Origin of the sequence: Peribacillus sp. NPDC097198 (assembly GCF_044762055.1) — a bacterium.
Lineage (GTDB): Bacteria > Bacillota > Bacilli > Bacillales > DSM-1321 > Peribacillus.
On record NZ_JBIWDO010000008.1, the window covers coordinates 20,958 to 44,585 of the forward strand.

The 23,628-nt window shown below is 43.2% G+C and carries 21 protein-coding genes; 9 read left to right on the forward strand and 12 right to left on the reverse strand.

Translation table 11 applies throughout. The annotated features are described in order from the left end of the window. Positions 1 to 312: 312 nt before the first annotated feature. From ACIQXQ_RS14975 to ACIQXQ_RS14985, 3 genes are all read right to left on the reverse strand, one after another. A complete protein-coding gene (locus ACIQXQ_RS14975; protein ID WP_402958472.1) occupies positions 313 to 1,746 on the reverse strand; it encodes an NAD(P)H-hydrate dehydratase in 1,434 nt (477 codons plus the stop codon). A gap of 37 nt (positions 1,747 to 1,783) precedes the next feature. Beyond that, a complete protein-coding gene (bluB, locus tag ACIQXQ_RS14980; protein WP_402871915.1) occupies positions 1,784 to 2,425 on the reverse strand; it encodes a 5,6-dimethylbenzimidazole synthase in 642 nt (213 codons plus the stop codon). Positions 2,426 to 2,633: 208 nt separating this feature from the next. Next, positions 2,634 to 3,239, reverse strand: coding sequence for a uridine kinase family protein (locus ACIQXQ_RS14985; protein ID WP_402871917.1), 606 nt, complete (start codon positions 3,237 to 3,239; stop codon positions 2,634 to 2,636). 88 nt (positions 3,240 to 3,327) lie between these two features. Here ACIQXQ_RS14985 and ACIQXQ_RS14990 point away from each other — a divergent pair, with 88 nt between their 5' ends. After that, positions 3,328 to 4,008 (forward strand): HAD-IA family hydrolase, encoded by a 681-nt coding sequence (locus tag ACIQXQ_RS14990; RefSeq protein WP_402958474.1) that lies wholly within the window; start codon positions 3,328 to 3,330, stop codon positions 4,006 to 4,008. Here ACIQXQ_RS14990 and dacB read toward each other — a convergent pair. Beyond that, complete coding sequence (dacB, locus tag ACIQXQ_RS14995) at positions 3,991 to 5,412, reverse strand: D-alanyl-D-alanine carboxypeptidase/D-alanyl-D-alanine endopeptidase (RefSeq protein ID WP_402958476.1); 1,422 nt, start codon at positions 5,410 to 5,412, stop codon at positions 3,991 to 3,993. The genes ACIQXQ_RS14990 and dacB overlap by 18 nt on opposite strands. Positions 5,413 to 5,648: 236 nt before the next feature. On the opposite strand from dacB, the gene ACIQXQ_RS15000 reads away from it, so the two are divergent. After that, positions 5,649 to 6,143, forward strand: a complete 495-nt coding sequence (locus tag ACIQXQ_RS15000) for a PH domain-containing protein (RefSeq protein WP_402871923.1) — start codon at positions 5,649 to 5,651, stop codon at positions 6,141 to 6,143. A 1-nt stretch (position 6,144) separates the two neighbouring features. After that, complete coding sequence (locus tag ACIQXQ_RS15005; RefSeq protein WP_402958478.1) at positions 6,145 to 7,605, forward strand: PH domain-containing protein; 1,461 nt, start codon at positions 6,145 to 6,147, stop codon at positions 7,603 to 7,605. 31 nt (positions 7,606 to 7,636) lie between these two features. Here ACIQXQ_RS15005 and ACIQXQ_RS15010 read toward each other — a convergent pair whose 3' ends face one another. After that, complete coding sequence (locus ACIQXQ_RS15010; RefSeq protein WP_402871929.1) at positions 7,637 to 8,308, reverse strand: aspartate/glutamate racemase family protein; 672 nt, start codon at positions 8,306 to 8,308, stop codon at positions 7,637 to 7,639. Positions 8,309 to 8,510: 202 nt separating this feature from the next. On the opposite strand from ACIQXQ_RS15010, the gene ACIQXQ_RS15015 reads away from it, so the two are divergent. Continuing rightward, entirely contained in the window at positions 8,511 to 10,502 is a 1,992-nt protein-coding gene (locus tag ACIQXQ_RS15015; RefSeq protein ID WP_402958480.1) for a methyl-accepting chemotaxis protein, read from the forward strand. A 52-nt stretch (positions 10,503 to 10,554) separates the two neighbouring features. On the opposite strand, the gene ACIQXQ_RS15020 is transcribed toward ACIQXQ_RS15015, so the two are convergent. After that, positions 10,555 to 11,061, reverse strand: a complete 507-nt coding sequence (locus ACIQXQ_RS15020; protein ID WP_402871935.1) for a YflT domain-containing protein — start codon at positions 11,059 to 11,061, stop codon at positions 10,555 to 10,557. 163 nt (positions 11,062 to 11,224) lie between these two features. On the opposite strand from ACIQXQ_RS15020, the gene ACIQXQ_RS15025 reads away from it, so the two are divergent. The 5 genes from ACIQXQ_RS15025 (at position 11,225) to ACIQXQ_RS15045 (ending at position 17,473) form a co-directional block, all read left to right on the forward strand. After that, the gene (locus ACIQXQ_RS15025) at positions 11,225 to 12,292 is read left to right on the forward strand and encodes a M20 family metallopeptidase (RefSeq protein WP_402958482.1); all 1,068 of its coding nucleotides are present in this window, start codon (positions 11,225 to 11,227) and stop codon (positions 12,290 to 12,292) included. Between the two features lie 423 nt (positions 12,293 to 12,715). Then, on the forward strand, positions 12,716 to 13,267 hold the full coding sequence (locus ACIQXQ_RS15030) for a 3D domain-containing protein (protein ID WP_402871940.1): 552 nt from the start codon (positions 12,716 to 12,718) through the stop codon (positions 13,265 to 13,267). 137 nt (positions 13,268 to 13,404) lie between these two features. Further along, positions 13,405 to 14,316: a ketopantoate reductase family protein gene (locus ACIQXQ_RS15035; protein ID WP_402871943.1), complete on the forward strand. Its 912-nt coding sequence runs from the start codon at positions 13,405 to 13,407 to the stop codon at positions 14,314 to 14,316. 186 nt (positions 14,317 to 14,502) lie between these two features. Next, complete coding sequence (locus tag ACIQXQ_RS15040) at positions 14,503 to 15,771, forward strand: dicarboxylate/amino acid:cation symporter (RefSeq protein ID WP_402958484.1); 1,269 nt, start codon at positions 14,503 to 14,505, stop codon at positions 15,769 to 15,771. A gap of 283 nt (positions 15,772 to 16,054) precedes the next feature. Next, positions 16,055 to 17,473 carry an NAD-dependent succinate-semialdehyde dehydrogenase gene (locus ACIQXQ_RS15045; protein WP_402871949.1) on the forward strand — a complete coding sequence of 473 codons (1,419 nt, stop codon included), beginning with the start codon at positions 16,055 to 16,057 and terminating at the stop codon, positions 17,471 to 17,473. A 56-nt stretch (positions 17,474 to 17,529) separates the two neighbouring features. Here the strand turns inward: ACIQXQ_RS15045 and ACIQXQ_RS15050 are convergent, their stop codons facing one another. The 6 genes from ACIQXQ_RS15050 to ACIQXQ_RS15075 all read right to left on the reverse strand — a co-directional run bounded on the left by ACIQXQ_RS15050 (position 17,530) and on the right by ACIQXQ_RS15075 (position 23,431). After that, positions 17,530 to 18,636, reverse strand: coding sequence for an AI-2E family transporter (locus ACIQXQ_RS15050; protein ID WP_402871952.1), 1,107 nt, complete (start codon positions 18,634 to 18,636; stop codon positions 17,530 to 17,532). Between the two features lie 361 nt (positions 18,637 to 18,997). Continuing rightward, positions 18,998 to 20,524, reverse strand: a complete 1,527-nt coding sequence (gene scpC / locus ACIQXQ_RS15055; protein WP_402871954.1) for a succinyl-CoA:acetate CoA-transferase ScpC — start codon at positions 20,522 to 20,524, stop codon at positions 18,998 to 19,000. Positions 20,525 to 20,654: 130 nt separating this feature from the next. After that, positions 20,655 to 21,305, reverse strand: coding sequence for a LytTR family DNA-binding domain-containing protein (locus tag ACIQXQ_RS15060; RefSeq protein ID WP_402871957.1), 651 nt, complete (start codon positions 21,303 to 21,305; stop codon positions 20,655 to 20,657). Between the two features lie 336 nt (positions 21,306 to 21,641). After that, the gene (locus ACIQXQ_RS15065) at positions 21,642 to 21,818 is read right to left on the reverse strand and encodes a hypothetical protein (RefSeq protein ID WP_402871960.1); all 177 of its coding nucleotides are present in this window, start codon (positions 21,816 to 21,818) and stop codon (positions 21,642 to 21,644) included. Positions 21,819 to 21,842: 24 nt separating this feature from the next. Then, positions 21,843 to 22,202, reverse strand: a complete 360-nt coding sequence (locus tag ACIQXQ_RS15070; protein ID WP_402871963.1) for a P-II family nitrogen regulator — start codon at positions 22,200 to 22,202, stop codon at positions 21,843 to 21,845. Positions 22,203 to 22,216: 14 nt separating this feature from the next. Next, positions 22,217 to 23,431 carry an ammonium transporter gene (locus ACIQXQ_RS15075; protein WP_402871966.1) on the reverse strand — a complete coding sequence of 405 codons (1,215 nt, stop codon included), beginning with the start codon at positions 23,429 to 23,431 and terminating at the stop codon, positions 22,217 to 22,219. Between the last annotated feature and the right edge of the window lie 197 nt (positions 23,432 to 23,628).

Here is a 23,628-nt window from a genome sequence, read left to right on the forward strand (position 1 = left end):
TAACATAACCATTCAGGAAATAATCAGGAGATAAGTCAACCTCTCTATCTAGTTAATTTTCTGAAATATTTCATTTAACATTGTATTATTCTTGTATTTTTTTTATCCCATAAACTTCGAAAATCTTTAGCCAGGATATCGCTACATGCCATGAAGACCTGCATACCGGGACCCACTAAAAGGCGGGGATACGAGCAAAAAAAACTAGCTGCTAAGATGACAGCTAGTTTTTGATTCCCTACCTTTTCATGGTACTTTCTTTTTATTTTATTGTTATCGAGCACTCACTTCATGTCGTCCATCAGCGAGTGCCTATTCGAATTCCTTCAACACATAGGCCAAGTTTTCACTCACATCACTTGCGAGCAGACTGCTCTTCGCCCTCGTTTCACTCCATTGCTCCGCGCTTACCCCGTGACAGTATACAGCATTGGCCACGGCCGCTTTCTTATCTTCATAGAATGAGATAAATGCAAGGATCATCCCAGTCAAGGTATCACCTGTCCCGCCTTTGGCAAGTCCATCATTGCCGGTCGAATTCACCCATACATCGCCATCGGGAAACGCCATCACCGTATTTCTTCCTTTGAGTACAACGGTCACCTTATTCGAGATCGCATATTCAGATGCGAGGCGCAGGCGGTCTTTCTGGATTTCCTTCGTCGGAAGACCCGTCATTTTACTGAACTCACCAGGATGGGGCGTGACGATCGTCATCGCTTCACGCATGGGATAGTCGCGTTTCTTAAGGGCTCCTGCATCGATAATGATCGGCAGGTCCCTTTTCATTACTTCATGTAACGCCCGTTCGATTTTTTCCTCATTATCCAATCCTGGGCCGATTGCCACTCCCCTTATCCCTTTAGGCATCGCTCCAGCCGCTACCTTTTCCAGTCCATCATGTAAAAATGTACATTCCGGCACCCGGCTCGCGATAATTGCTGAAGCGAACCTTGTTGTCGCCACAGTCAGTTTCCCGATTCCACTCCGCATCGCGGCAAGGCTCGCCAGCATGGCACTTCCCGGCATTTCATCCGTACCCGCTATCAACAGTCCCGTCCCGAATGTCCCCTTATGCGAGGCACTATTTCGCTTCGGGAAGCTTGCGGCAATATCCCCTTTGGTCCATACTTGCCAATTGGATGTCTGTGGCAAGCCAATATCGAGCACTTCGGTCTGACCATAATACTCGACACTTCCTTCGAGAAACGCCGATGGTTTGTACCCGTGGAGCGTGAATGTTCGGTCAGCCTTTATAGCCTTTTCCACTTCACCGGTATCCGCCAAAACGCCTGTCGGAATATCGATTGCCATCCGAACGGCCTCTTGCTCATTCATCCAATCAATCAGCTGTTCGATATCATTACGGAGTGGCAACCTCGCTCCGACCCCAAGCAGCGCATCTATCAACACATCATAATCCTCACTGATTTCCGATACCTCAAATCCGCAGTGGAGATAATAGCGGTAGTGGCGCTCTGCAGTCTCAGAAACAGGTTCCCCTAGTGGGATAGCGAGCTCACATATGAAACCATGTTGCTTTAAATAACGGGCGAGAACCACTCCATCTCCGCCATTGTTCCCTTTTCCCGCAAGAATCAAGATTCGCTGCGATTTGCTCACATTTTTGACAATGGCTTCAAATAAAGCCCGTCCCGCATTTTCCATCAGCGTAAACGTTTCAAGTCCATGATCCGCTGCAGTTCGATCGATTCTTTTTATTTCCTCGCCTCGATAGATATACAAAACGAAACACCAGCTTTCTACAAGATCCTTACAAGGTCTAGTTTTGGCCCCACTTATCTTTAAAAATCAAATCATCCATCGACCGTCTCTTTTCCCAATTGGCCGTTTCAAGAATCGGTTTATCGGGATATTGATCGGTATAGCCAACAGACATGAGCGCGACAGGCTCCACGTGTGGAGGGATATCCAAAATGTCCCGGATATCATTCTTCTTGTAAAAACTGACCCAGCCCATCGCCAACCCTTCCGCACAGGCGGCTAACCACATATTCTGAATGGCACAGGCCGTCGATAAAATATCCGTTTCAGGAATGGAGTTGCGTCCAAGCACATGAGATCCACCCCGCGTCGGATCACAGGTCACACAAATCGTATAGGGGGCTTCCTTCAAGCCTTCTACTTTCAAACTAAGAAACTTGTTTTCTTTTTCCCCTTCATAATGAACCGCAAGCGCCCTTCTTTCCTTATCCGCGGCCCAGGCCAACCGCTCTTTAATCTCCTGGTCCGAAACGACAATGAAACTCCATGGTTGCATGAACCCAACAGACGGTGCATGATGTCCCGCCTCCAAAATCTTATGCAAGGTATCCTTTGAGATGGGATCGGGTAAAAAACTCCGGATATCCCTCCGGCTATAAATCGCTTTATATACACCAGCTTGTTCATCATTAGTAAACATACTTCTCCTCCATTATCTCTGTCTCTTAGAGAAATTTATCTAAATATTAATATTCAATATGAATTTTACAGGTAAACCCTTACAATGAAAAGCAGCCTCATCCTTCCTATTCTATGACAAAAACCGGAATCGATGAAGGATAGCTAGGGGAAATGGACGCGGGGTACAAGACCTTCATCCGCGAGAAAGGAAAGGAACGAGACTCTATTCATCTCGTTCCATCCACAATCAGGTTGACCCTATCTCGTGGAAGATGTGCATCGACATAGAGATCTTCATAGACCATCCAGTTATCTTCCCACATGGAACGCATCTCTTCCCCATCACGCTCAATTCCACGGTCTAATCGTTTCTCCCGGGGGCACTCCACCCAAATGGTAAAATTATAGAAGGCAGCCAATTCATAGCGAGTAGAGTATGTGCCTTCAATGATGACAGTCCCACCCACTGGGATGGTATGCCACTCAGCCATTGCATCCGATTCCCAATCATAACGTTGGTAGACCGCTTCTTTCCCTGAGGTAAGCGGTTCCAAAACTTGACTGAAGACACGGGACCAATCGTAGTTCACACCAATCAAATTCCCGACTGGAGGCAACTGGGCCCTTTGAGAAGAAGGAAAATAGAAATCATCCATATGAACAATTGTGACATCCTGACAATGAGCTTTTATATAGGCAGCAAGGGTACTTTTCCCCGAACCACCGCGACCATCTATGGCAACTAAATATGGCCTTCGGTTTCCAGGGGAATTCTGGATTTCAGCAATAAGTTGGGAAATCGTGTGCTGGCCACGAATTGTTGGGAAATTCATCAAACCCCTCCTCTTCCTATATATTTCTCTACACCCTCCCAAGAAACCCTCCTTGGGCGCGCAAAAAAATTGAAAGAAGGTACAAAATATGAATTCCATTCCCTTTGCCGTCATCTTCGACATGGACGGCACCCTGTTTCAAACCAATAGGATTTTAGGTTCATCACTTGAAAGAACGTTCAAAGTCCTTCGGTCAGAAGGAAATTGGCAGGGAGAAGCCCCTCTTGCCACATACCAAAAAATCATGGGGGTTCCACTAAAGGTCGTATGGGAAACCTTATTGCCAAATCACGCCGAGTCTATTCGGAATCAAGCCGACCGACTCTTTCTTGAATGTTTGAATCAAGAGATCAAAGAAGGAAAAGGTCAGCTTTACCCAAACGTCATCGAGACCTTGTCAGTCTTTAAACAACAAGGTATTCCAATATTCATAGCCAGCAACGGACTTGAAAAGTATTTGGAAGAAATCTGTACATATTTTCATCTGCATGAATACCTTACGGACATTTACAGTATCGAAAGGTCATTGAAAGGCTCGAAAACGGATTTAGTTCACATGTTGTTGAGAAACTATAACATTGAAGAAGCCATCCTGGTTGGCGACCGAAAGTCCGATATCGAAGCTGCAAAGGAAAATGGATTAGTGGCCGTCAGCTGTCCATTTGGTTTTGCGACTGTCAATGAATTGGTGGAAGCAGATCTTCTCATCGCGGATTTTTTTGAATTACAAGCATATGTTTTTAAACGAATATCAACGCTCTCTTTCTAACAGATCTTCCTGTTCCGCTAGCCATACCACTATTTTATCTTGGATGTCCCTGATTCCCTTTTCCTCCACGAAGTTGTTCAAAAGAATTGAAAAGATGATGCCTTCCCCACTTTTGGTGGTCACATATCCAGACAAAGTGCTCGTAGCGGAAATCGTCCCCGTTTTAGCGCGGACATTTCCCACGGCCGCCGTCTTTTCCATCCTATTCCTTAATGTACCGCCTATCATCTTTTCTTTAACCCCAGCAACCGGCAGTGCATTGAGATAGGAAGGAAACCATGTTTTTTCCCGAACGGAATAAAGGAGTTTGGTCAATTCGTTCGCTGAGATCAGATTGACCTGGCTAATCCCTGAACCATCCCGCATCATGGTCGATTGCGTGTCCATCCCCATCAGCTCGAGCTTACTTTCTGCTACCTTCAATCCATCCTCCCAACTGCCTTCTCCCTTCGCTGCCTTTCCCATTTCCTTCACCAAAACTTCAGCGTGTGTGTTATTGCTCAGTTTCATGAAAGGAACCAGCAATTGTGAAAGGGTCATCGAATCATGGCTGGCAATTTTCCTAGCCTGTGCGGGTGTTTTTCCTTGTTTGGTCGTACCTAACACCTTGATGCCTTGCCGTTCCATCGATTGTTCAAATAATCTTAGGGCATATTTGGTAGGATCAATCACCGCCATATATTCTTTTGTCGGCAAGCCATGTTCCGGCATTGTCCCCGTTACCGTCAAGACATTTCGCTCATGATCGCGTTCGACCTTTATTTTCTGCTTTCCGTCCGCTACTACGGTTATCGCTTCATTAACGACTGTTACATAGTCCGTTTCCGGCTGCATCGTCACGGTTGCTTTTTTTCCAGCCCTTTTCCCTGGTGATATCTCCAGAAGGACAGTCCCGGTATCATACTCCTCATCGGGTGCGGCGGTTAAGGCTGAAACGGCCGCCCCGTAGTACTCTTGCTCATCACTTCGTATTAAATCAGGCGAATGGCCTTCATCGTCATACCATGTATCATCGCCGATAAGATCTCCATGAACATAGTGGATTCGATGTTGCTTCAACACCTTCGCCAAACCATCAAAGTCCTTTTCAAGAAGGGTTGGGTCTCCTTTTCCCTTCAAATAGACATCCCCCTGAAGGACGTTCGCGACCTGAATGCCTTTTATGTATAGTTCCGTTTGGAAGACATGTTCCTCCCCTAACGTTTCAAGTGCCGCTGCCGCTGTCAGAAGTTTCATGTTCGATGCCGGTCTCATCCTTATATCCGCATCATGCTCATACACCAATTCCCCTGTATCTGCCGAACGGATTGAAATTCCGGCTAAGGCCCCGGTTAAAGCAGGCGACTCATGTACGATACGCTTGATTTCACCAGCCATCGATTCCTCTTCATAAGCAGCCTGCATCGTTTCCCCATTAAAAAAGCACATCAAAAACAGAAAGAAAATAATGTATACTTTCCTTATAAAGGTCAAATCCATTTCACCCACTTTTAAATTTCATTCACATGTCCCTTCATATCAGGCATACACAGTATTCCGTATTCCAGGAAAGCCTCACCTCAGGGACTTTTTTAGCCCTAAAGGGAACTTTTACTAAGAATCATCCGTATAAAAGTAATGACACAGTAAGGAGTGAACATATGTATTCAAAGATTCAAGCGCCAACAAAGAAAATTTCGAAAGAATCCATCAAGGTTTGGCGGATGACGGAAACCATCACCAACCTCATTATTCTCGTCATACTCGGCATCTTATTATTCGTTGATACTTATTTTTCCTGGAAAGAGTGGATTGGATGGGTTTTAATCGGACTGACCATCATCGAATGCTTTTCCGCCATTTGGTCCATCATCATCGCCCCCATTTTATTGCAAAAATATTGGCGATATGACGTAAGCGAAGAATTCATCCAAACGAAACATGGGGCGTGGTACGAATCCCATGAACTCATCCCGATGACGAAAGTTCAATCGGTCGAGCTGAACCAGGGGCCGTTTCTACGGAAGTATGGCCTTTATACGATTAGTATCGGAACCATGGGCGACTCACATACCATACCCGCCATTCCGGAGAAAGAGGCGTATGAACTTCGAGATAAAATTGCGCACTACGCCAAGATAAAGGAAGTGGAATGACATGGCGGAACAATCCAAACGGTTACACCCGCTCAAAATCCCATTTGAAATGTGGAATGTGCTGAAGAAGGAATTCTTTTTAATTATCCTCCTTTATGTATTGAATTTTGGTACGGAAAAGGTTTATATGATCGTGCTGCAACTCATCTATCTCTTTTACTTCGTATGGAAGGTCATTTCATTGACTTTGAACTGGTTCACCTATACATATCATATAAAAGAAGGAAACATTCAGATCAAGTCCGGGCTTATTTCCAAGTCCTATCGGACAGTTCCGCTTCACAAAGTACAAAACGTCCAACGACGGACAACCGTCCTTCATAAGTTTTTCCACTTAACTTCTTTAACGTTCGAAACGGGAATGACTGGTGACCAAGGTTCTGTCTTGTTTGAGGCGATTTCTTTAAAAGAAGCCCAACGACTTGAAACGGAATTTTCCTCACAAGAAATCCCGGCTGTAGAAGAAGATCATCTGGAAGAGGACAGCTTGAAAGAAACGGGTGCTGAACAAACCATACATTTCACACCGACTAAACGGGATGTGTTAAAAGCTTCCTTCACGTCACTAAGCTTCCTGGCCATCATTCCGATTGTCGCTACGATTTATAAAACACTTGATGACTTTTTCAATCTGGAAAATGCCGAAGGGGCTGTGGCATCGTTTTTGAATTCATGGATAACCATAACCATCTCCTCCATCATTTTAGTAATATTAGCCGTTGGTTTTGGAATTATATCGACGTTCGTGAAGTATGGGAAGTATGAAATTTCATCGGATGCCAAACGTGTGTATATAAAAAAAGGGGTGCTCGATGAATCTGCCTTTTCAATTCAGAAAGAAAAAGTGCAGGCGGTGGAAATCACCCAATCCCTCATCAAAAGAATGCTTGGATTAGCGGAGGTGAAACTGATAAGCGCGGGAAGTACAGGAGATGAAAAACTGGAAACGAATACGCTCTATCCATTTTTATCGGTTGACCGTGCCCATGCCATAATCGAAGAGATTTTGCCTTCTTACAAGGTGGAACGCTCCATGCACCCCTTATCGAAACAAGCTTTCATCGTGCGAATGCTAAGGCCAAGCTATATCTGGATAGTTGTGACGGTTGCCATTTTTATTTTCAAGCCAGCGATATGGTATATTTCCTTGATTCTTTTCGTACTCATTTATACATCGAGAATCATAGATTACAAAAATGGCCGCTATTTATTACATGACGAATTCATTCAATTTAAATCAGGAAGTTTGGAAACGTCCCTGTTCATCACGAAAAGAAGCAAGGTCATTCAGATTAAAGTCGAACGCTCAAGACTGCAAAAACGCTTTGGGCTCGCATCGATCGAAACCATTAACCGTTCCAAGCCGGTACATCATACCAAGCTACAAGATGTTTCCCTTGAATATGCCGACGAGTTTTACACATGGTATATTGATCGCACGAAAAACATTCAAGTCGAATAACCAACCAGAAGAAAGAGTTGACTGCATCCAGTCAGCTCTTTTTTTGTAAGTCTAATTGGCTGACAATGGAGGTCACTACTGTTTTTAATGGATTCATCATTCCATGAGATGTCTGCTGTTCGAATCGCTTGGCTGCATCCACCATTGATAATTGAGCAACAGAAATTGCCTTTTGATCATCTTGAACGAGTTGATGTAAGACCTTGATGATTTCAGCATTGTACTCTTCTTTCAATCCTTTCATGATTAATTCGAAAGTATTTTCCATGATCATAATCTCCAAATCCAAGGATTTTTGATGGATTTCCGCATACTTTTCAAGACGCCCCACGGTACCGTTAACTGTTGCTGGGTTCGTAAAAAGGAGAATCTGAGGTTGAGATAGCGTACAGATGTATTCGAAGTAAGGTTCATCAATTTTAATGATGGGCACGGATGCTACCATACGTTGGTCTTGTAAAAGGGCGATATAGTTCGTGCAAGTAATTAGGATAGCATCCACTTCACATTGAGCGATCCAATCCAGTTGCTCTTTTACTTTTTTCTTTGCTTCTGTTTTATCGTAATTCCCAACAGAAGTCATTCGATACATTATGGAAGAGTCCACAAAATGCATGAGATCGATGTCATAGATTGAAAGAGCTCTTTCAATATATTCTATATTTGAATAATGGGCATGAAGGCATCCTAATCTTTTTTTCAACTCACCATTCCCCCTTCATTATGCTTTCTGATTATTCTACCAGTAAAATTCCTTTCTTGGATAATATTTTCTTTCCTGTTTCAATCACTTTACCTCCTAATATAAGTCATTCTTATGAATTTTCTAAAAAAACTAAAAGATAGGGAAGCTAAGCCGAAATATCTAGAGAACTCATAAGAAGTAGATATAAAGGAGCAAACCTATGAAACGTCTGAAAAACTGGTACTTCAATTCTCTTAAAAAACAAATACTGATACCCTTTTTAGCTTTAATTATTATTAGCGGATTTCTCATATCCTACGTAGCCTATGATCAAAGCATTGAACTAACGACAGATGAACTGAAAAATACGACAGAAGGTCAAGTAAAATCAATGAATGAAGTATCTGATCGCTTCTTCCAAGAAAAGGAAAAGAATTTAGACAGGATAAGCAAAGATATGGCCATGACCACACCCCATTCAGACGCTGATTCCATACTTACCGAGTTTACCAATACCCAAACGACCAATGAAGAGATCATCAGCTTGTACATGGGGACGGAGAAGGAAGGACAGACGATCATCTTCCCTAAAGCCTATTTACCTGGTGACTTTGACCCAAGGCAACAAGATTGGTATCAAGCCGCTTTGAAAGGAAAGAATGAAGTCATATGGACCGAGCCTTATACGGATACTGCGACCAATTCCCTTATCATCACGGCAGCAAAAGCAATCTATGATGGCGATAAATTGGTCGGCGTTCTTGGTGTCGACATCGCGATGGAAACGTTACTGAATACGATCAATCAGACGAAATTCGGGAAAACGGGATATGCCATTCTACTGAATGAGAAAGGGTCTATCCTTGCCCACCCTGATCAATCGAAAATCATGAAGGATCTTTCGGCTCAACCCATTTTTCAGCAAATGAAAGGTGAATCAGGATCTATGATCCTGGATTTTGAGGGTAAAAGGCAAATCATCGGATACTCAACCAGTCCTACTACTGGTTGGAAAATAGCTGGAGTCGTGGATAGAGATGAAGTGGTGGACCGTGCAAGCTCTATGGTCATGCACAATATCCTGGCCATGATCGTCACTTTTACTTTGGCTACCATTTTTTCCATCTTCATCACACGTTCTTTGACAAAGCCCATTAAACGCCTTCAAGAATCCATCAAGAAAATGGCTGGCGGTGACTTCGCCTCCACGATTTCCATTTCCAGTGGGGACGAACTCGGCAAGCTTGCAGAAGACACCAACACCTTAGCAGAGAATATGAGTGCCATGCTTAAAAATGTCCATGCCCTTTCCAATAAGGTTGCCGATTCCTCCATGTTGCTCGTTGCCAGTGCCGAAGAGAATTCGGCTGCCGCAAACGAGGTCGCCATGACGATGGAACAAATCGCTTCAGGTGCCATTGATCAGATCGAAGTCGGCCAAGATAACGAAACGGCCATAGAGCTCATGGCCGACAAAATCAACAACCTGGAAAATCAGGCAGAAAAAATGTCGCTTGCCTCCGATGACATGTTCAAGGCATCGGAAAATGGAATGATCACCGTTCAGGGCCTAAAACAAGAATTCGATGTTACAGCCCAGATCTCCAATCAGATGAGTACAGCCGTAAAATCACTGGATGTTCGATCCCATACGATTAGCGATATCGTCAAAACCATAACAGGGATTGCCGGGCAAACCAATTTACTCGCCTTGAATGCAGCCATCGAGGCAGCCAGGGCAGGCGAGCATGGAAAAGGTTTCGCCGTCGTTGCCGATGAAGTGAAAAAATTGGCCGAACAAACGGAACACTCCTTAAAGGAAATAGCAGAAATCATTTTTGCCATGCAAACTGATACCGCAAATACGGTTAGCTTGATTGATCAGGTCAACCAGAAAATCGATCATCAGAGTACATCCGTCACTAACACCGAAGTGGCCTTTGGCGATATTGCATCAATCATCTCTACCACATTCAGTAACTTTGATGAAATAACAAGTACCATGCACGAAATGATTGCCCAGATTGCCGTGATGTCAGGCAACGCGAAACAATTAAACTCCGTTAGTCAGGAGGCAGCTGCCGGCACAGAAGAAGTGTCCGCTTCAATTGAAGAGACGAATGCCTCCATGGAACAATTAAATGCCCTGGCTGGGGAATTGGACAGCCTATCGCAGGAAATGCATAAGGAGATCCAGAAATTCAGCTACTAAACAAAAGAAAGAGCAGAAGCCAAAAGGCCCTGCTCTTTTTACACGCTCTAAATTAAAGTGGTCTTCTTCTATTCGTAAGCGTTTCATCCGTTTCAGTAATACCTGTGTATGAAGAGTTACCCCTTTTCGCATCGGCATCCACCAATACAAGCAGTTTCCCATTCTTAACATCCGATTCATATTGAGTGGCTTCACGTTCAGGGATACCGAGGCCAATCAATGTACCGGCCAAACCACCTGTACCAGCTCCTACTGCCGCACCAGCTAATGTAGCTGCAATCGGTCCAGCCGCAAGTACCGGTCCGATTCCTGGAATGGCCAAAGCACCGATTCCCGCTAAGAATCCAGCTGTTCCGCCTAGAACTCCACCAGTGGCAGCTCCAGTAGCAAGCCCTTCCTCTACTTTCGTTCCTGTTTCTTTTTTCACCGTTCTAAGTTCTTCTTTATCTTTAGCAACCACCGAAATATCATCTTGAGTATATCCTTGAGCCTGTAATGCCTCAACTGCCTGAATGGCCTCTGATCCAGTATCATAAACTCCAATTATACGTTTATCCATATCTATCATCCTCCTTAAAGAATGTTGTTTGTCGCTCCCTCTTTACATACCCCCGGAATCCAAAGCACTAAACGCATTTCCACCGGAAAAGATTTATGGTTCAAGCCCATTTATAAGGGTATATAAAATTATAGTTTGCATACTTATAGGAGGTTTTTTTTTAATGCTTATCGATTTACTGAAAGATTTAGTCTCCATTGACAGTTCCTCTAAAGAAGGGGCCAATGAAGCAGTGGATTTCTGTGCCGGTTGGCTTAAGGGCCAGGGATTGACTGTGGATGTGATTGAAAATAACGGGTACAAAATGCTCGTTAGCGAAATCGGGAGTGGAGAAAAAACATTGATATGGAATGGCCATGTCGATGTAGTGAGCGGGACGCCTAATCAATTCTTCCCCGAGGTGCATGAAGGAAACTTATATGGCCGTGGAACGGCCGATATGAAAGCGGGGGTTGCAGGCATGATGTGCGCCTTCGCCGAATTGAAAGATAGGGACTTAGGGTTGAAAATCCAGCTACAAATCGTTTCCGATGAGGAAATCGGGGGCTTGAACTGCTCTGGCTACCTAGCGAAGCATGGATATCGAGGCGATTTCGTCATTTGTGCAGAACCCACGCAGTTAGGCATCGGCCTACAGGCTAAGGGCTCCCTTCGCCTCGATATCGAAGTTTCCGGTAAATCCGCACATGGAAGCCGTCCATGGGAAGGTGTCAATGCCATCGAAAAGGCCTATGATATCTATACGAAAATCAAGGCCCTTCCTTTCACACGGGAACATACCCCCCTTTACGCTTCCCCCTCTCTCAATCTCGCAAAAATAAAGGGCGGAGATGTGTACAATAAAGTACCGGATGCTTGTTTACTCAGTCTCGATATTCGTTATCTTCCGACCCAGACAATGGAGGAAATCGTCGAGCAAATCGAAACCGTGGTAGGCAAGAACGTCCATATTAACATGTATAGTAAACCCGTTAATACGGAAGAAAACGATCCTTACATCACCCTACTCCGTCCGATTATCGAAAAGAACACGAAACAGGAAGCGGTCGTCTTCGGTCAACATGGCTCCGCTGACACCATCTTCTTTGCAGCGTACGGCATCCCAGCCATCGAATTCGGTCCAAAAGGAGAGAATTGGCATGGTGACCGGGAATGCGTCAATCTCGAATCCGTCGTAGTCTATCAAAAAATGCTCGTTGATTTTGCCTCTGAATTCATTTTACAAAAATAAGTATAGAAAGAAGCCGATATGTTCGGCTTCTTTTTTATAGAAGAATCCATCGTGAACGTCACTTCTAACCTCTTAAAACGGAAAATTCTCTTCTTCCCATATAATTGACAGCCTTTTCTTTCAAAAATGACTCGTCATATCCTCTTAAAATGACAAAACCATAAAATAGGCTTTTAAGCCCATACTTTTTCCACTTATTTTTCCATATTCATACAAAATACATTATGAAATCAAGTAATCTTCCAAATTTTATAGAAAATCGTGAAGTATTTCGTGATAAAAGTTCAAATTAATATCATTCCTTTTACCTAGTTTATTTTTCAATGAAATGTTTTTGTAACACAATTACTATGCCACCGAAACATTATTGTCATATAGACCTGTTATTCTAAGTCTACGCTTTAAAACAAAGGAGAATATTAATTGAAAAAAATACTACTTCCTATTATCACTGCTTTCTTCCTGGTATTTAGTTTTTCCGGAGTTTCATCAGCTGCTACTACTACATATAAAGTTAAAAGTGGTGACACACTATGGGGCATCGCGAGTAAACATAACATAACGGTCAATCAACTAAAGAGTTGGAACAACCTTAAAAAAGATCATATTAAACCAAAACAAGTTTTAAAAGTTAAGAAAACTGCAACGAAGGCAAAACCCAAAGCAAAAAAAGCATCAAAGAAATATAAAACTATCACAGTTAATGCTACAGCCTATACAGCGAACTGCAAAGGGTGCAGCGGGATTACGGCAACTGGCCTTAACCTGAAGAAAAACCCTAAAGTCAAAGCTATTTCTGTCGATCCTAAAGTCATTCCACTAGGAACAAAAGTTCATGTAGAAGGTTACGGAGATGCCGTAGCAGCAGATAAAGGCAGTGCGATTAAAGGAAAAAAAATCGACGTCTTCTATTCTTCTAAAACAAAAGCTCTTAACTGGGGCAGAAAAACAGTAAAAGTGAAAGTCTATCAATAAAAAGTAATCAGCTTGTAACAATTCAGGCTGTTTTTTTTTGCCTTTTTTCTTTTATAGTCATTATTTCACCATTCATATTTACTGAAAATTCAGCTAATGGTATGATTGGTCCATCAATCAGAAGCGAGGTGTACATATTGAAGATAGTCGTTATCGGAGCCGGTGCACTTGGTTCCTATTATGGAGGTAGACTACAGCAAGCAGGACAACAGGTTCAATTCGTCGTCCGTAAAAACCGAGCCCAACAATTGAGAGAGCAAGGGTTGAACATAACAAGCCCTCATGGAAACTATGAGTTTAACGAACTTCAATTCACAGAGGACGTACATGACATACAACAAGTTGACTTGGTCCTCCTAACGGTAAAAGGGTTCCACCTGAGAGGGGCGCTGCCTGACTTGAAGGTCCTGGTCGATAAAGGGGCAAAGGTTCTTCCCCTTTTAAATGGACTCGAGCATATCTCCATACTTCAGGATGAACTGGGCGAAGCGAACGTCATAGGGGGAAGTGCCTTCATTATCGCTACTTTAAACGAAAAAGGCCATGTCGTACACTCTAACCGGAACCATGACTTAATTTATGGCCCGCTTCATCCCTCTCAACAAGAGATCTGCGATGAGTTTGAACAAGCAGTTAGTTCAGCCATCATGGGAGCAAGCAGGACAGAAAACATCTTAATTCGTCTATGGATTAAATATATGTTCATTACTGCTTTCTCCGGCGTGACAACAGCATCCAATCTTCCCATAGGGACCATACGCAACTATCCAGAAACGAACCGGGTACTGGAAAAGGCGCTTGTGGAAATGCAGATGCTCGCTAACGCTCATGGCATTGGATTGACGGAAAGGAATGTCGCTCAGGCACTGGAGGACATAGCGGCTTTACCCGACGAAGCTACCTCCTCCATGCATCAGGACCGTCGGAAAAATCAATCCCTTGAAGTCGAGCATTTACAAGGGGGTGCCCTAAGGCTCGCCAAAAATGCCCATATCCAACTTCCTGTGATTGAAACCCTCTACGCACTCATCAAGCCTTTTGAACAATGATTTTTCTTAGGCACCAGTTTTAAAACTGGTGCTTTCTTGTTCCTCCTCTCTTCTCCCTCTCTCTCACTTTCCAAGACCAAAAAGACCAAAAAGAACAATATCACCAAAAGAATATTCTGACTCTTCCTTCTGTTACACTATAGTTAATTAAAGAAAGCGCTATCATATAACAAAGGAGAATACAGTATGAAACTATTAAAAAATCTAACTGTCCAAGTCATCATAGGTATCATTCTCGGTATTACAGTCGGTTTCTTATTCCCTGCTTTCGGTGAACAGCTGAAAATCTTAGCTGATTTGTTTATTAAAATGATAAAAATGGTCATCGCACCCATCATATTCTTAACCGTCGTTATCGGCATTGGCGGCATGGGTGACATGAAGAAAGTGGGTCGTATCGGTGGGAAAGCCCTCCTTTACTTCGAAATCGTTTCCACCGTTGCCCTTGCGATTGGTCTTATCGTGGTCAACCTGTTAGGACCGGGTAAAGGATTTAACATCGATTCAGTGGAAGGCGGAGATGTATCGCAATATACAACCGCTGCTGAGGAAACAGAACACGGTGCCATAGCCTTTATCTCCAATATCATCCCGGACAATGCTGTCGCTGCAATGGCCGGTGGCGACTTGCTTCCTATTCTGTTCTTTGCCGTCTTGTTCGGTATCTCCATGGCAATGATCGGACCAAAAGTACAACCTGTCGTCTCCTTCTTACAACATATAGCGGATATTTTCTTCGGCATCGTTGGGATCATCATGAAGTTTTCACCGCTGGCGGCATTTGGGGCCATGGCCTATACCATCGGTAAGTTCGGGCTTGGTTCTCTAAGTTCTTTAGGACAATTAATGGCTAGCGTATATATTACCATGGCGTTATTCATCATCATCGTCCTTGGGGGCATCGCAAAATTCTATGGCTTCAACATATTCAAATTCATCGCTTATTTAAAAGAGGAACTTCTATTGGTATTGGGAACTTCTTCTTCGGAATCCGCATTGCCAAGTGTGATGAAGAAGCTTGAGAATTACGGATGTTCAAAATCCGTGGTCGGGCTGGTCGTACCGACCGGTTATTCCTTTAACCTTGATGGCACATCGATTTACCTGTCGATGGCGGCCATTTTCATCGCCCAAGCTTATGGCGTGGATTTAAGCATCTGGCAGGAAATAACCCTTCTTGGAATCCTGATGCTAACATCTAAAGGGGCTGCAGGTGTAACAGGATCCGGTTTCATCACCCTTGCGGCAACATTGGCTGCTTTCCCGATGATTCCTGTTGAAGGCATGGCACTTCTTTTAGGGGTCGACCGTTTCATGTCGGAAGCTCGTGCCATCACGAACCTGATCGGAAACAGTGTTGCTACAGTTGTCATTTCTAAAACAGAAGGCGAATTTGATCCAAATCATTCAAACTACAACAATTTGAATGAAGTAGCCGCCTCCACAGATCGATGAAGGACGGACATTAAGAAAGAGGATAGATGCAAGCAGAACTCTCTGCCCGCATCTATCCTCTTTTCCATATGCATTCTTACTTCCTTACTCTCCCTTGAAACACTTCATCACTCCGTTTTATTGTCCCTATTGACTGAACCCACCACCATTTCTTAAAACTTATCAATCATATTCATTTAAGATTTCCCGAAAAGTGTTTATACTTTTATATAGCAGATGGTATTAGCTTATAGACATTCACTCTAAATAAAGAACAAAATAATACGAAACGGGAGGTTTTATCATGAAAGATTACGGATTATACATTAATGGGGAATGGTCCGATCACGGACTTGAAAAAATCGAAGTGAAAAACCCGGCAACCGATGAAATTGTCGCCACTGTCCCAAAAGGGGGAGCCACGGAAGCAGCCAAAGCTGCCGATGCAGCTTATGCGGCCTTTACTGATTGGGCTGCCCTCTCGGTTTATGAACGTGCGGATTTGATCTGGAAATGGCATAAATTGATCGACGACAATAAAGAAGAACTAGCTAGAATCATGACAGAGGAACAAGGTAAACCATTGAAAGAAGCCCTTGGGGAAATGAACTATGCGAATGGATTTTTATCCTGGTTTGCCGAAGAAGGAAAACGGGTGTATGGGGAAACGATTCCTGCCTCCACTACGAATAAGCGACTTTTTGTAACCAAACAACCAGTCGGTGTCGTAGCCGTCATTACCCCATGGAATTTCCCGGCGGCGATGATTACGCGAAAAGTGGCACCCGCACTTGCCGTCGGCTGTACAGTTGTCATTAAACCCGCGAATCTGACGCCGATTACAGCTTTGAAAATGGCCGAATTGGCTGAAGAAGCAGGCATTCCAAAAGGTGTCATCAATGTAGTGACAGGTAAATCATCGGAAATCGGCGAAACTTGGCTTCAAGATACCCGGATTCGCAAATTGACCTTCACCGGTTCAACGGAAGTCGGGAAAACTTTAATGAAGGGCTCTGCCGAAACCGTGAAGAAGATATCGCTTGAGCTGGGTGGCCACGCTCCCGCCATCGTTCTGGAAGATGCCGACCTCGATAAAGCCGTTGAGGGCATCATTAGTTCGAAATTCCGGAACGCCGGACAAACATGCGTGTGTTCAAACCGCATTTATGTTCATGAATCCATCCAGGACGTCTTCATCGAGAAGCTTGTTGCCAAAGTGAACGAACTGAAAGTGGGCAACGGTTTGGAAGAAGGCGTCGACATCGGACCTCTTATTGACCAAAGTGCAGTCGAAAAGGTACAAAAGCAAATTGACGAAGCCATCAATAGCGGAGCCAAACTCGAAGCTGGTGGGAAATCGATTGGCGGACTCTTCCTTGAACCGACCATCCTTTCCAACGTCAGCGATAGCATGCTTTGCATGAATGAAGAAACATTCGGACCACTTGCACCGATTGCTTCCTTCAAGACAGATGAAGAAGCGGTACAACGTGCAAACGACTCGATTTTCGGGCTGGCAGCATACGTCTTCACCGAGAACATCTCAAGGGGCATTAAAGTCACCGAAGCCCTGGAATTCGGGATCGTCGGCTTGAACGATGGCCTCCCTTCCGTTCCACAGGCACCATTCGGCGGATTCAAGCAAAGTGGGCTTGGCCGCGAAGGCGGACATCATGGGATTGAAGAGTTTTTAGAGGTCAAATATATATCACTAGGCCTATAATCAAATATTGGTACAAAAAAAACGGGACCAACTCTCAAAGAGTCGATCCCGTTTTTTCATTCAATTAAATCTTCCCCGAGTTTTTCCTCTTTCCTGATCCTGATGAACTTAACGATATTCAATACAATCGTTTTAATGACGGAATAAGTCGGTACAGCCAGGATCATCCCAATGATGCCTGCGATGTTTCCCGCAACCAATAAAAGGATGATGATGGTTAACGGATGCGTATTTAGCTTTTTCCCGATGACCAGCGGTGAAATGACATTACCGTCCAACTGCTGAACAATCGTGATGACCACTATGACCAAAAGCGCCTGTGTCGGCGAATGAATCAAGGCCACGATCACTGCAGGAGCGGCTCCAATAAATGGGCCGACATAGGGAATGATATTGGTAACGGCACCTATCAATGCAAACAGGAAGGCATAAGGCAAATCAATGATTAAATACCCCACGAACGTCCCAATTCCAACAAACAAGCAGACTAGCATTTGCCCCTGTATGTATGTCGTAAGGGTCTCTCCCGTTTCCTTAAGAACGGATAATGCCGGTTTGTGATAACGGACCGGTACAAATTTCATGATGGAGCTTGGTAGCTTATCGCCATCCTTCAACATATAAAACAGGATGAATGGAACCGTTACGACTACCAAGGTTATATTCGTGACAACGCTGAATACAGAAGACAGACTTTTAGTAATATTGCCCGGTAGGTCCGTCAAGTATCTTTGAAGGGAATCTCCCACTTCTTTCAAAGACACATAATCCTGTTCCATCGTCCACATGAACCATCTTGATTTGGATAAATCTTCGATGAACGTTCTGGATTGATTAAAATAATCAGGAAGGTTATTAATCAAATCCGTGACCTGACGTGAAAGGGACGGGCCGACAAGACCGACCAATAAACTTACTAGACCAAGGAATATCACATACAGCAATAAAATCGCCAATCCCCTCGGCACTCTCCTTTTCACGAGCAAATCGACCGTCGGATTGAACAAGAAATAAAGAAAACCGGAAATGAGTATTGGAAAGAACAAAGTTGAAGTGAAAATTACGATTGGTTCAAAAAGAAACGAAATCTTCGTCCCCACATAAAATAACACGGACAATAGCAATAGCTCTAATGTCCAAAAATGCAGTTTAGCCTTGAACAAGTTATCTCCTCCTATATAACTCTTCTTTTTCTAAAGAAAGATGATCCATTATGTATGTAAAATTTTATAATGCTACCTATCATTGATAGAAGTTTACCATACTTCCATTACCACAACGTAAAATTCTGTATAAAATTTATTTCAATGATTCCCAGGATTTACATTGGAAAAAAATCATCCTTCTCAAGGCAGTCTTTTAGAGCGGGAAACCCTTTTATCGGTCAAAACGATCAATATATCGGTCAAACTTGCCTTTTATCGGTCTATTCATCCTATTTATCGGTCAAATCCAGCACTTTATCGGTCAAACCCCATCTCAGCACACAAAAAAACCCCGCTGCAATGAGCGGGGTCCATCATCTTATTTTTGATCTTGAAGAGTAGCTTCAAGCATTGTACCGTTCTTGGCAAGGTTTGTATACCAAGAGAATGCTTTTTCAAGAACATGCGGTGTTTGGTGTCCACCAGTTAGAGCGACAGCTTCGTTGAAATAATCACGAAGTTGTTGACGGTAATCCGGATGTGCACAGTTTTCAATGATTGCATGTACACGTTCTTTTGGTGCTAGACCGCGTAAATCAGCGTAACCTTGTTCTGTAACGATAACATCCACATCATGCTCAGTGTGGTCAACGTGAGATACGAAAGGAACGATACTTGAGATTTTGCCGCCTTTTGCATAGGACTTCGTTACGAAGATACCCAAGCGTGCATTACGAGCATAGTCTCCAGAACCACCGATACCATTCATCATTCTTGTACCAGAAACATGTGTTGAATTTACGTTTCCGTAAATGTCGCATTCTAACGCAGTGTTGATAGAAATCAATCCAAGACGACGGATGACTTCCGGGTGGTTAGAAATTTCTTGTGGACGAAGAACGAGTTTATCACGATATTTATCAAGTTCGCCATATACTTGCTTACCTTTTTCTTCAGCCAAAGTAATGGAGCAACCTGAAGCGAATTTAACTTTTCCAGCATCGATAAGATCGAATACTGCATCTTGTAACACTTCAGAGTATACTTCTAAATCTTTGAATTCAGAATCAATTAAACCATTCAACACGGCGTTTGCAACGGAACCTACACCTGATTGAAGTGGTGCAAGCGATTCAGTTAAACGACCAGCCTTGATTTCTTCGCGAAGGAAGTTAGTAAGGTGATTGGCCATGACAGCAGTCTCTTCATCAGGAGGCACGATTGTAGAAGGTGCATCCGTAACTGTTGCCACAACAATCCCTTTCACTTTTTCAGGATCAACAGGAATACCGATCGAACCAATACGATCACTTGCACTCGTCAATGGAATCGGTTGGCGCTCACCTTGTTGAGCTGGTAAATATATATCATGCATGCCTTCTAATCCTTCTGGATGAGACACGTTTAATTCGATGATGACATTCTTCGCTTCTTGTACGAAGATAGCTGAGTTACCTACAGAAGTTGTCGGAATGATTAATCCGTCTTCTGTGATAGCCACTGCTTCGATGATAGCAAAGTCGATTGGTCCAACAATCCCTTGACGAACTAATTCAGCCGTATGAGATAGATGTTGGTCGACATAAGTGATTTCATCAGCATTGATTTTATTACGAATACCTTTATCCGCTTGGAATGGTAAACGTTTATTTATGAGTCCGGCTTCCGCCATATGTTGGTCGACTTCAGGTCCTAATGATGCACCTGTATATACGTCAACTTTGAATTTTTCAGTTTTCGCTCTTTCAACTAGAGCCATTGGAATAACTTTCGCATCACCAGCACGAGTAAATCCACTCATACCTAGTTTCATACCATCTTTAATCCATGAAGCAGCTTCTTCTGCAGTGACAACTTTCCCCTTAAGTTGCTCATTGCGGATTTTTTTGAAAACGCTTTCGTTCATACAAAAGACCCCCATTTTCGCTTTTCTTACACCTAATTTTATCAAGTACGTGTAATTGTCACATTCTTTTATGAATGAAAAGCCTTAAAAGGAGCATAAAACAGCATTTTTATTACACGAAACAGAAACTCTAAAAACCAAGTGCTCTTCGGAACTGGCTTGCGTACGTTTGGCTAACTTGAATTTTCGAATGATCCTTCATCACAAGCAAGAATGTAGAGTGAAAGTCAGGCAAGATTTCCTCAATGAAATGAATGTTGACAATATAGGAACGGTGCACCCGAATAAACATTTCACTTGGTAAAACGAACTCCAATTCACTTAAATTCAATTTATGGAAACCACTCACGCGTTCAGACTGGATCCTTGTCTTCCTATTTTGCGCTTCTAAAAACATGATTTCCTCATAAGGAAGCGGAATCCATCTGTCTTCCGTCTTGACGGTTAAAAAGGAAGTCGGCAACACGAACGGCTTGGAGGGAAGGATGGCTGTCACGGCGCCCATTGGATTTTCACCTTCCAGGATGGGAACGCTCAAACCATAATACGGGACGCCAAATACATCACTTTCAACTTGAACGGCAATTTTCTTCCGGCTCTGCAATGCCTTGAAAGCGGCCGTCCCTTCACTTATTAAATCTCCAGGTTTAATCCCGACATCGATTTGTTTGCTTGGTTGATAATAGATAAACTGCTCAGAATCAGCCACTGCAATCGAAGCGTTTTTTGGAACAAACTCACTAATGATATTTAAAACGGATTTAACCGTAAATTGATCCATTTTTCCCCACCCCATAAAGAACATATTGATTGATTATTTTCACTCTAAAGAAAAAGACTTTCTTCTGATTTTTCCCATATTAATGAAAAATGGAAGTAAATAAGCGAAAATCGTCGAAAAAAGCCAGAAAACAGGATTTAAATTACCTGTCCCATTTCATTATAGTGGGTACTCCCACCAATTTCTATGGTGGAACCAATAAAAAATCCGTCCTTCTATTATAAAATTCACTTCCAGGATATAAACTATTCAAATACGCTGCCGAAAAGGTTTGCCACTATCTCTAAAACACAGGAAAAACCGTTCCTCTTTTTATAGAAGAAACGGCTTCCTAACTTAGACATCTGCTTTTTTAGACGGGGAATTGGTTCGGAGAAGTAAGATTGATTCTAAATTCTTCAATGGTAATTCTAATAAATAAGACCTGTCGGTAGGTTGGTAAATGTTTTCGGATATCAGTTCAGTCACAATCTTTTGCTTTTTCCTGGAAACAATCTCAATCAACTTGCCCATCTGTCCCCTCCTTTAATGTTTTCCTCAGTCGTTCTTTAATGCATCGTGCCCTTCTTTTCCTGTCCGGATATTCACCACATTGGCTAATTCATAGATGAAGATCTTTCCGTCTCCAGGTTTTCCAGTGCTTAAGAATTTCCTGGCAACATCCACTACATCTTGAACGGGGACTTCACATACTACAATCTCTATTTTCATTCGGTCATGTAAGGATATTTCCCGATTTCTGCCTCGATATGTTTCGACATAACTCTTCTGTAGCCCAGTACCTTTCGCATCTGACACCGTGATACCACTGACACCAATCTTCGCCAACTCCTCTTTGAACTGTTCAAACTTGATTGGCCGCGTAATGATTTCGATTTTCGTCAATACCTGAGACATATGAATTCCCTCCTTTAAATTGATTCGTGATAGGCCTTTTCACCGTGGAGTGTAAGATCGAGCCCCGTTGTTTCATCTTCTTCGCTGACACGTAATGGAACGAACAAGCTAATGACTTTTGCGATGATATACGTGACTACAGCCACGAAGATATATGTGGCGATAATCGCTACAACTTGTTTCCAAAGTAGGTTGAAGTCTCCGTAGAACAAACCGTTGGCTCCCCCTTCATTCACCGAAGTAGTCGCGAATAATCCCGTCGCGATTCCACCCCAAGTGCCTCCAATGCCATGTAAGCCGAAAGCATCAAGTGCATCATCATAGCCCAATTTGTTTTTAAGGAAGAATACACCCCAGTAACAAACCGCTCCGCCAATGACCCCAATCAGGATGGAAGATGCTGTCGTCACGAACCCACAGGCTGGTGTAATGGCCACCAATCCAGAAATGGCACCCGATACTGCACCAAGCAAGGTTGCCTTCTTATTTGTCATGTACTCAACGATTAACCAGCCAATGATACCAGCCGCAGCTGCAACAGCCGTATTCACGAAAACATTCATCGCCACTGCATCGATCGTCAAGGCACTGCCGACATTAAAACCGTACCAGCCAAACCATATCAACGATCCACCAAGGAATGTTAAAGGTAGATTATGCGGGGCACTGTTTCCTGATTCCTTCCTTTTCCCCAACATGATAGCCAACACTAAACCAGCAACACCTGAAGAGATATGAACGACGTTACCGCCGGCGAAATCAAGCGTACCAAGTTCAGCTAACCAGCCGCCTCCCCATACCCAGTGAGCAACGGGTGCGTATACGAATAAAGACCAAAGAATGGTGAAAATTAAGAAAGCGGAAAATTTCATTCGTTCAGCGATCCCGCCTGCGATAATGGAAACGGTCAATACTGCGAATGTCATTTGGAATAGCATGAATAAACTATGAGGAATTGTGTCGCTGTATGGGCCAGGAGCGAAACCGACATCCTTTAAACCTACCCAATCCAGACCGCCTAGGAGAGTATTTCCTGGTGAGAAGGATAATGAATACCCAACTAGCACCCAAAGAATAGAAATGACAGCGAGTGGCATATAACTATGCATTGCCGTATTGAGGACATTCTTGCTTTTTACCATCCCTCCATAAAATAGGGCAATTCCTGGAGTCATAAGCCAAACCATCATTGTCGCTAAAAACATGAATACCGAATCTGCCATCTGCATTTGTTTTTCCCCCTTAAATTTTTAATATGTTATGTTATATAACATTGTTATGTGATGTAATTTATCATATACTTAATTTTCAAAAAATTCAACCATTTTATTTACTTTTTTTGAAAATTCTATGTAATAAGCACCGGAAAACGAACGGTACGAAATAGATTCTTAGTCCTTTCCTCACATGGTTTCATACTCTTCTT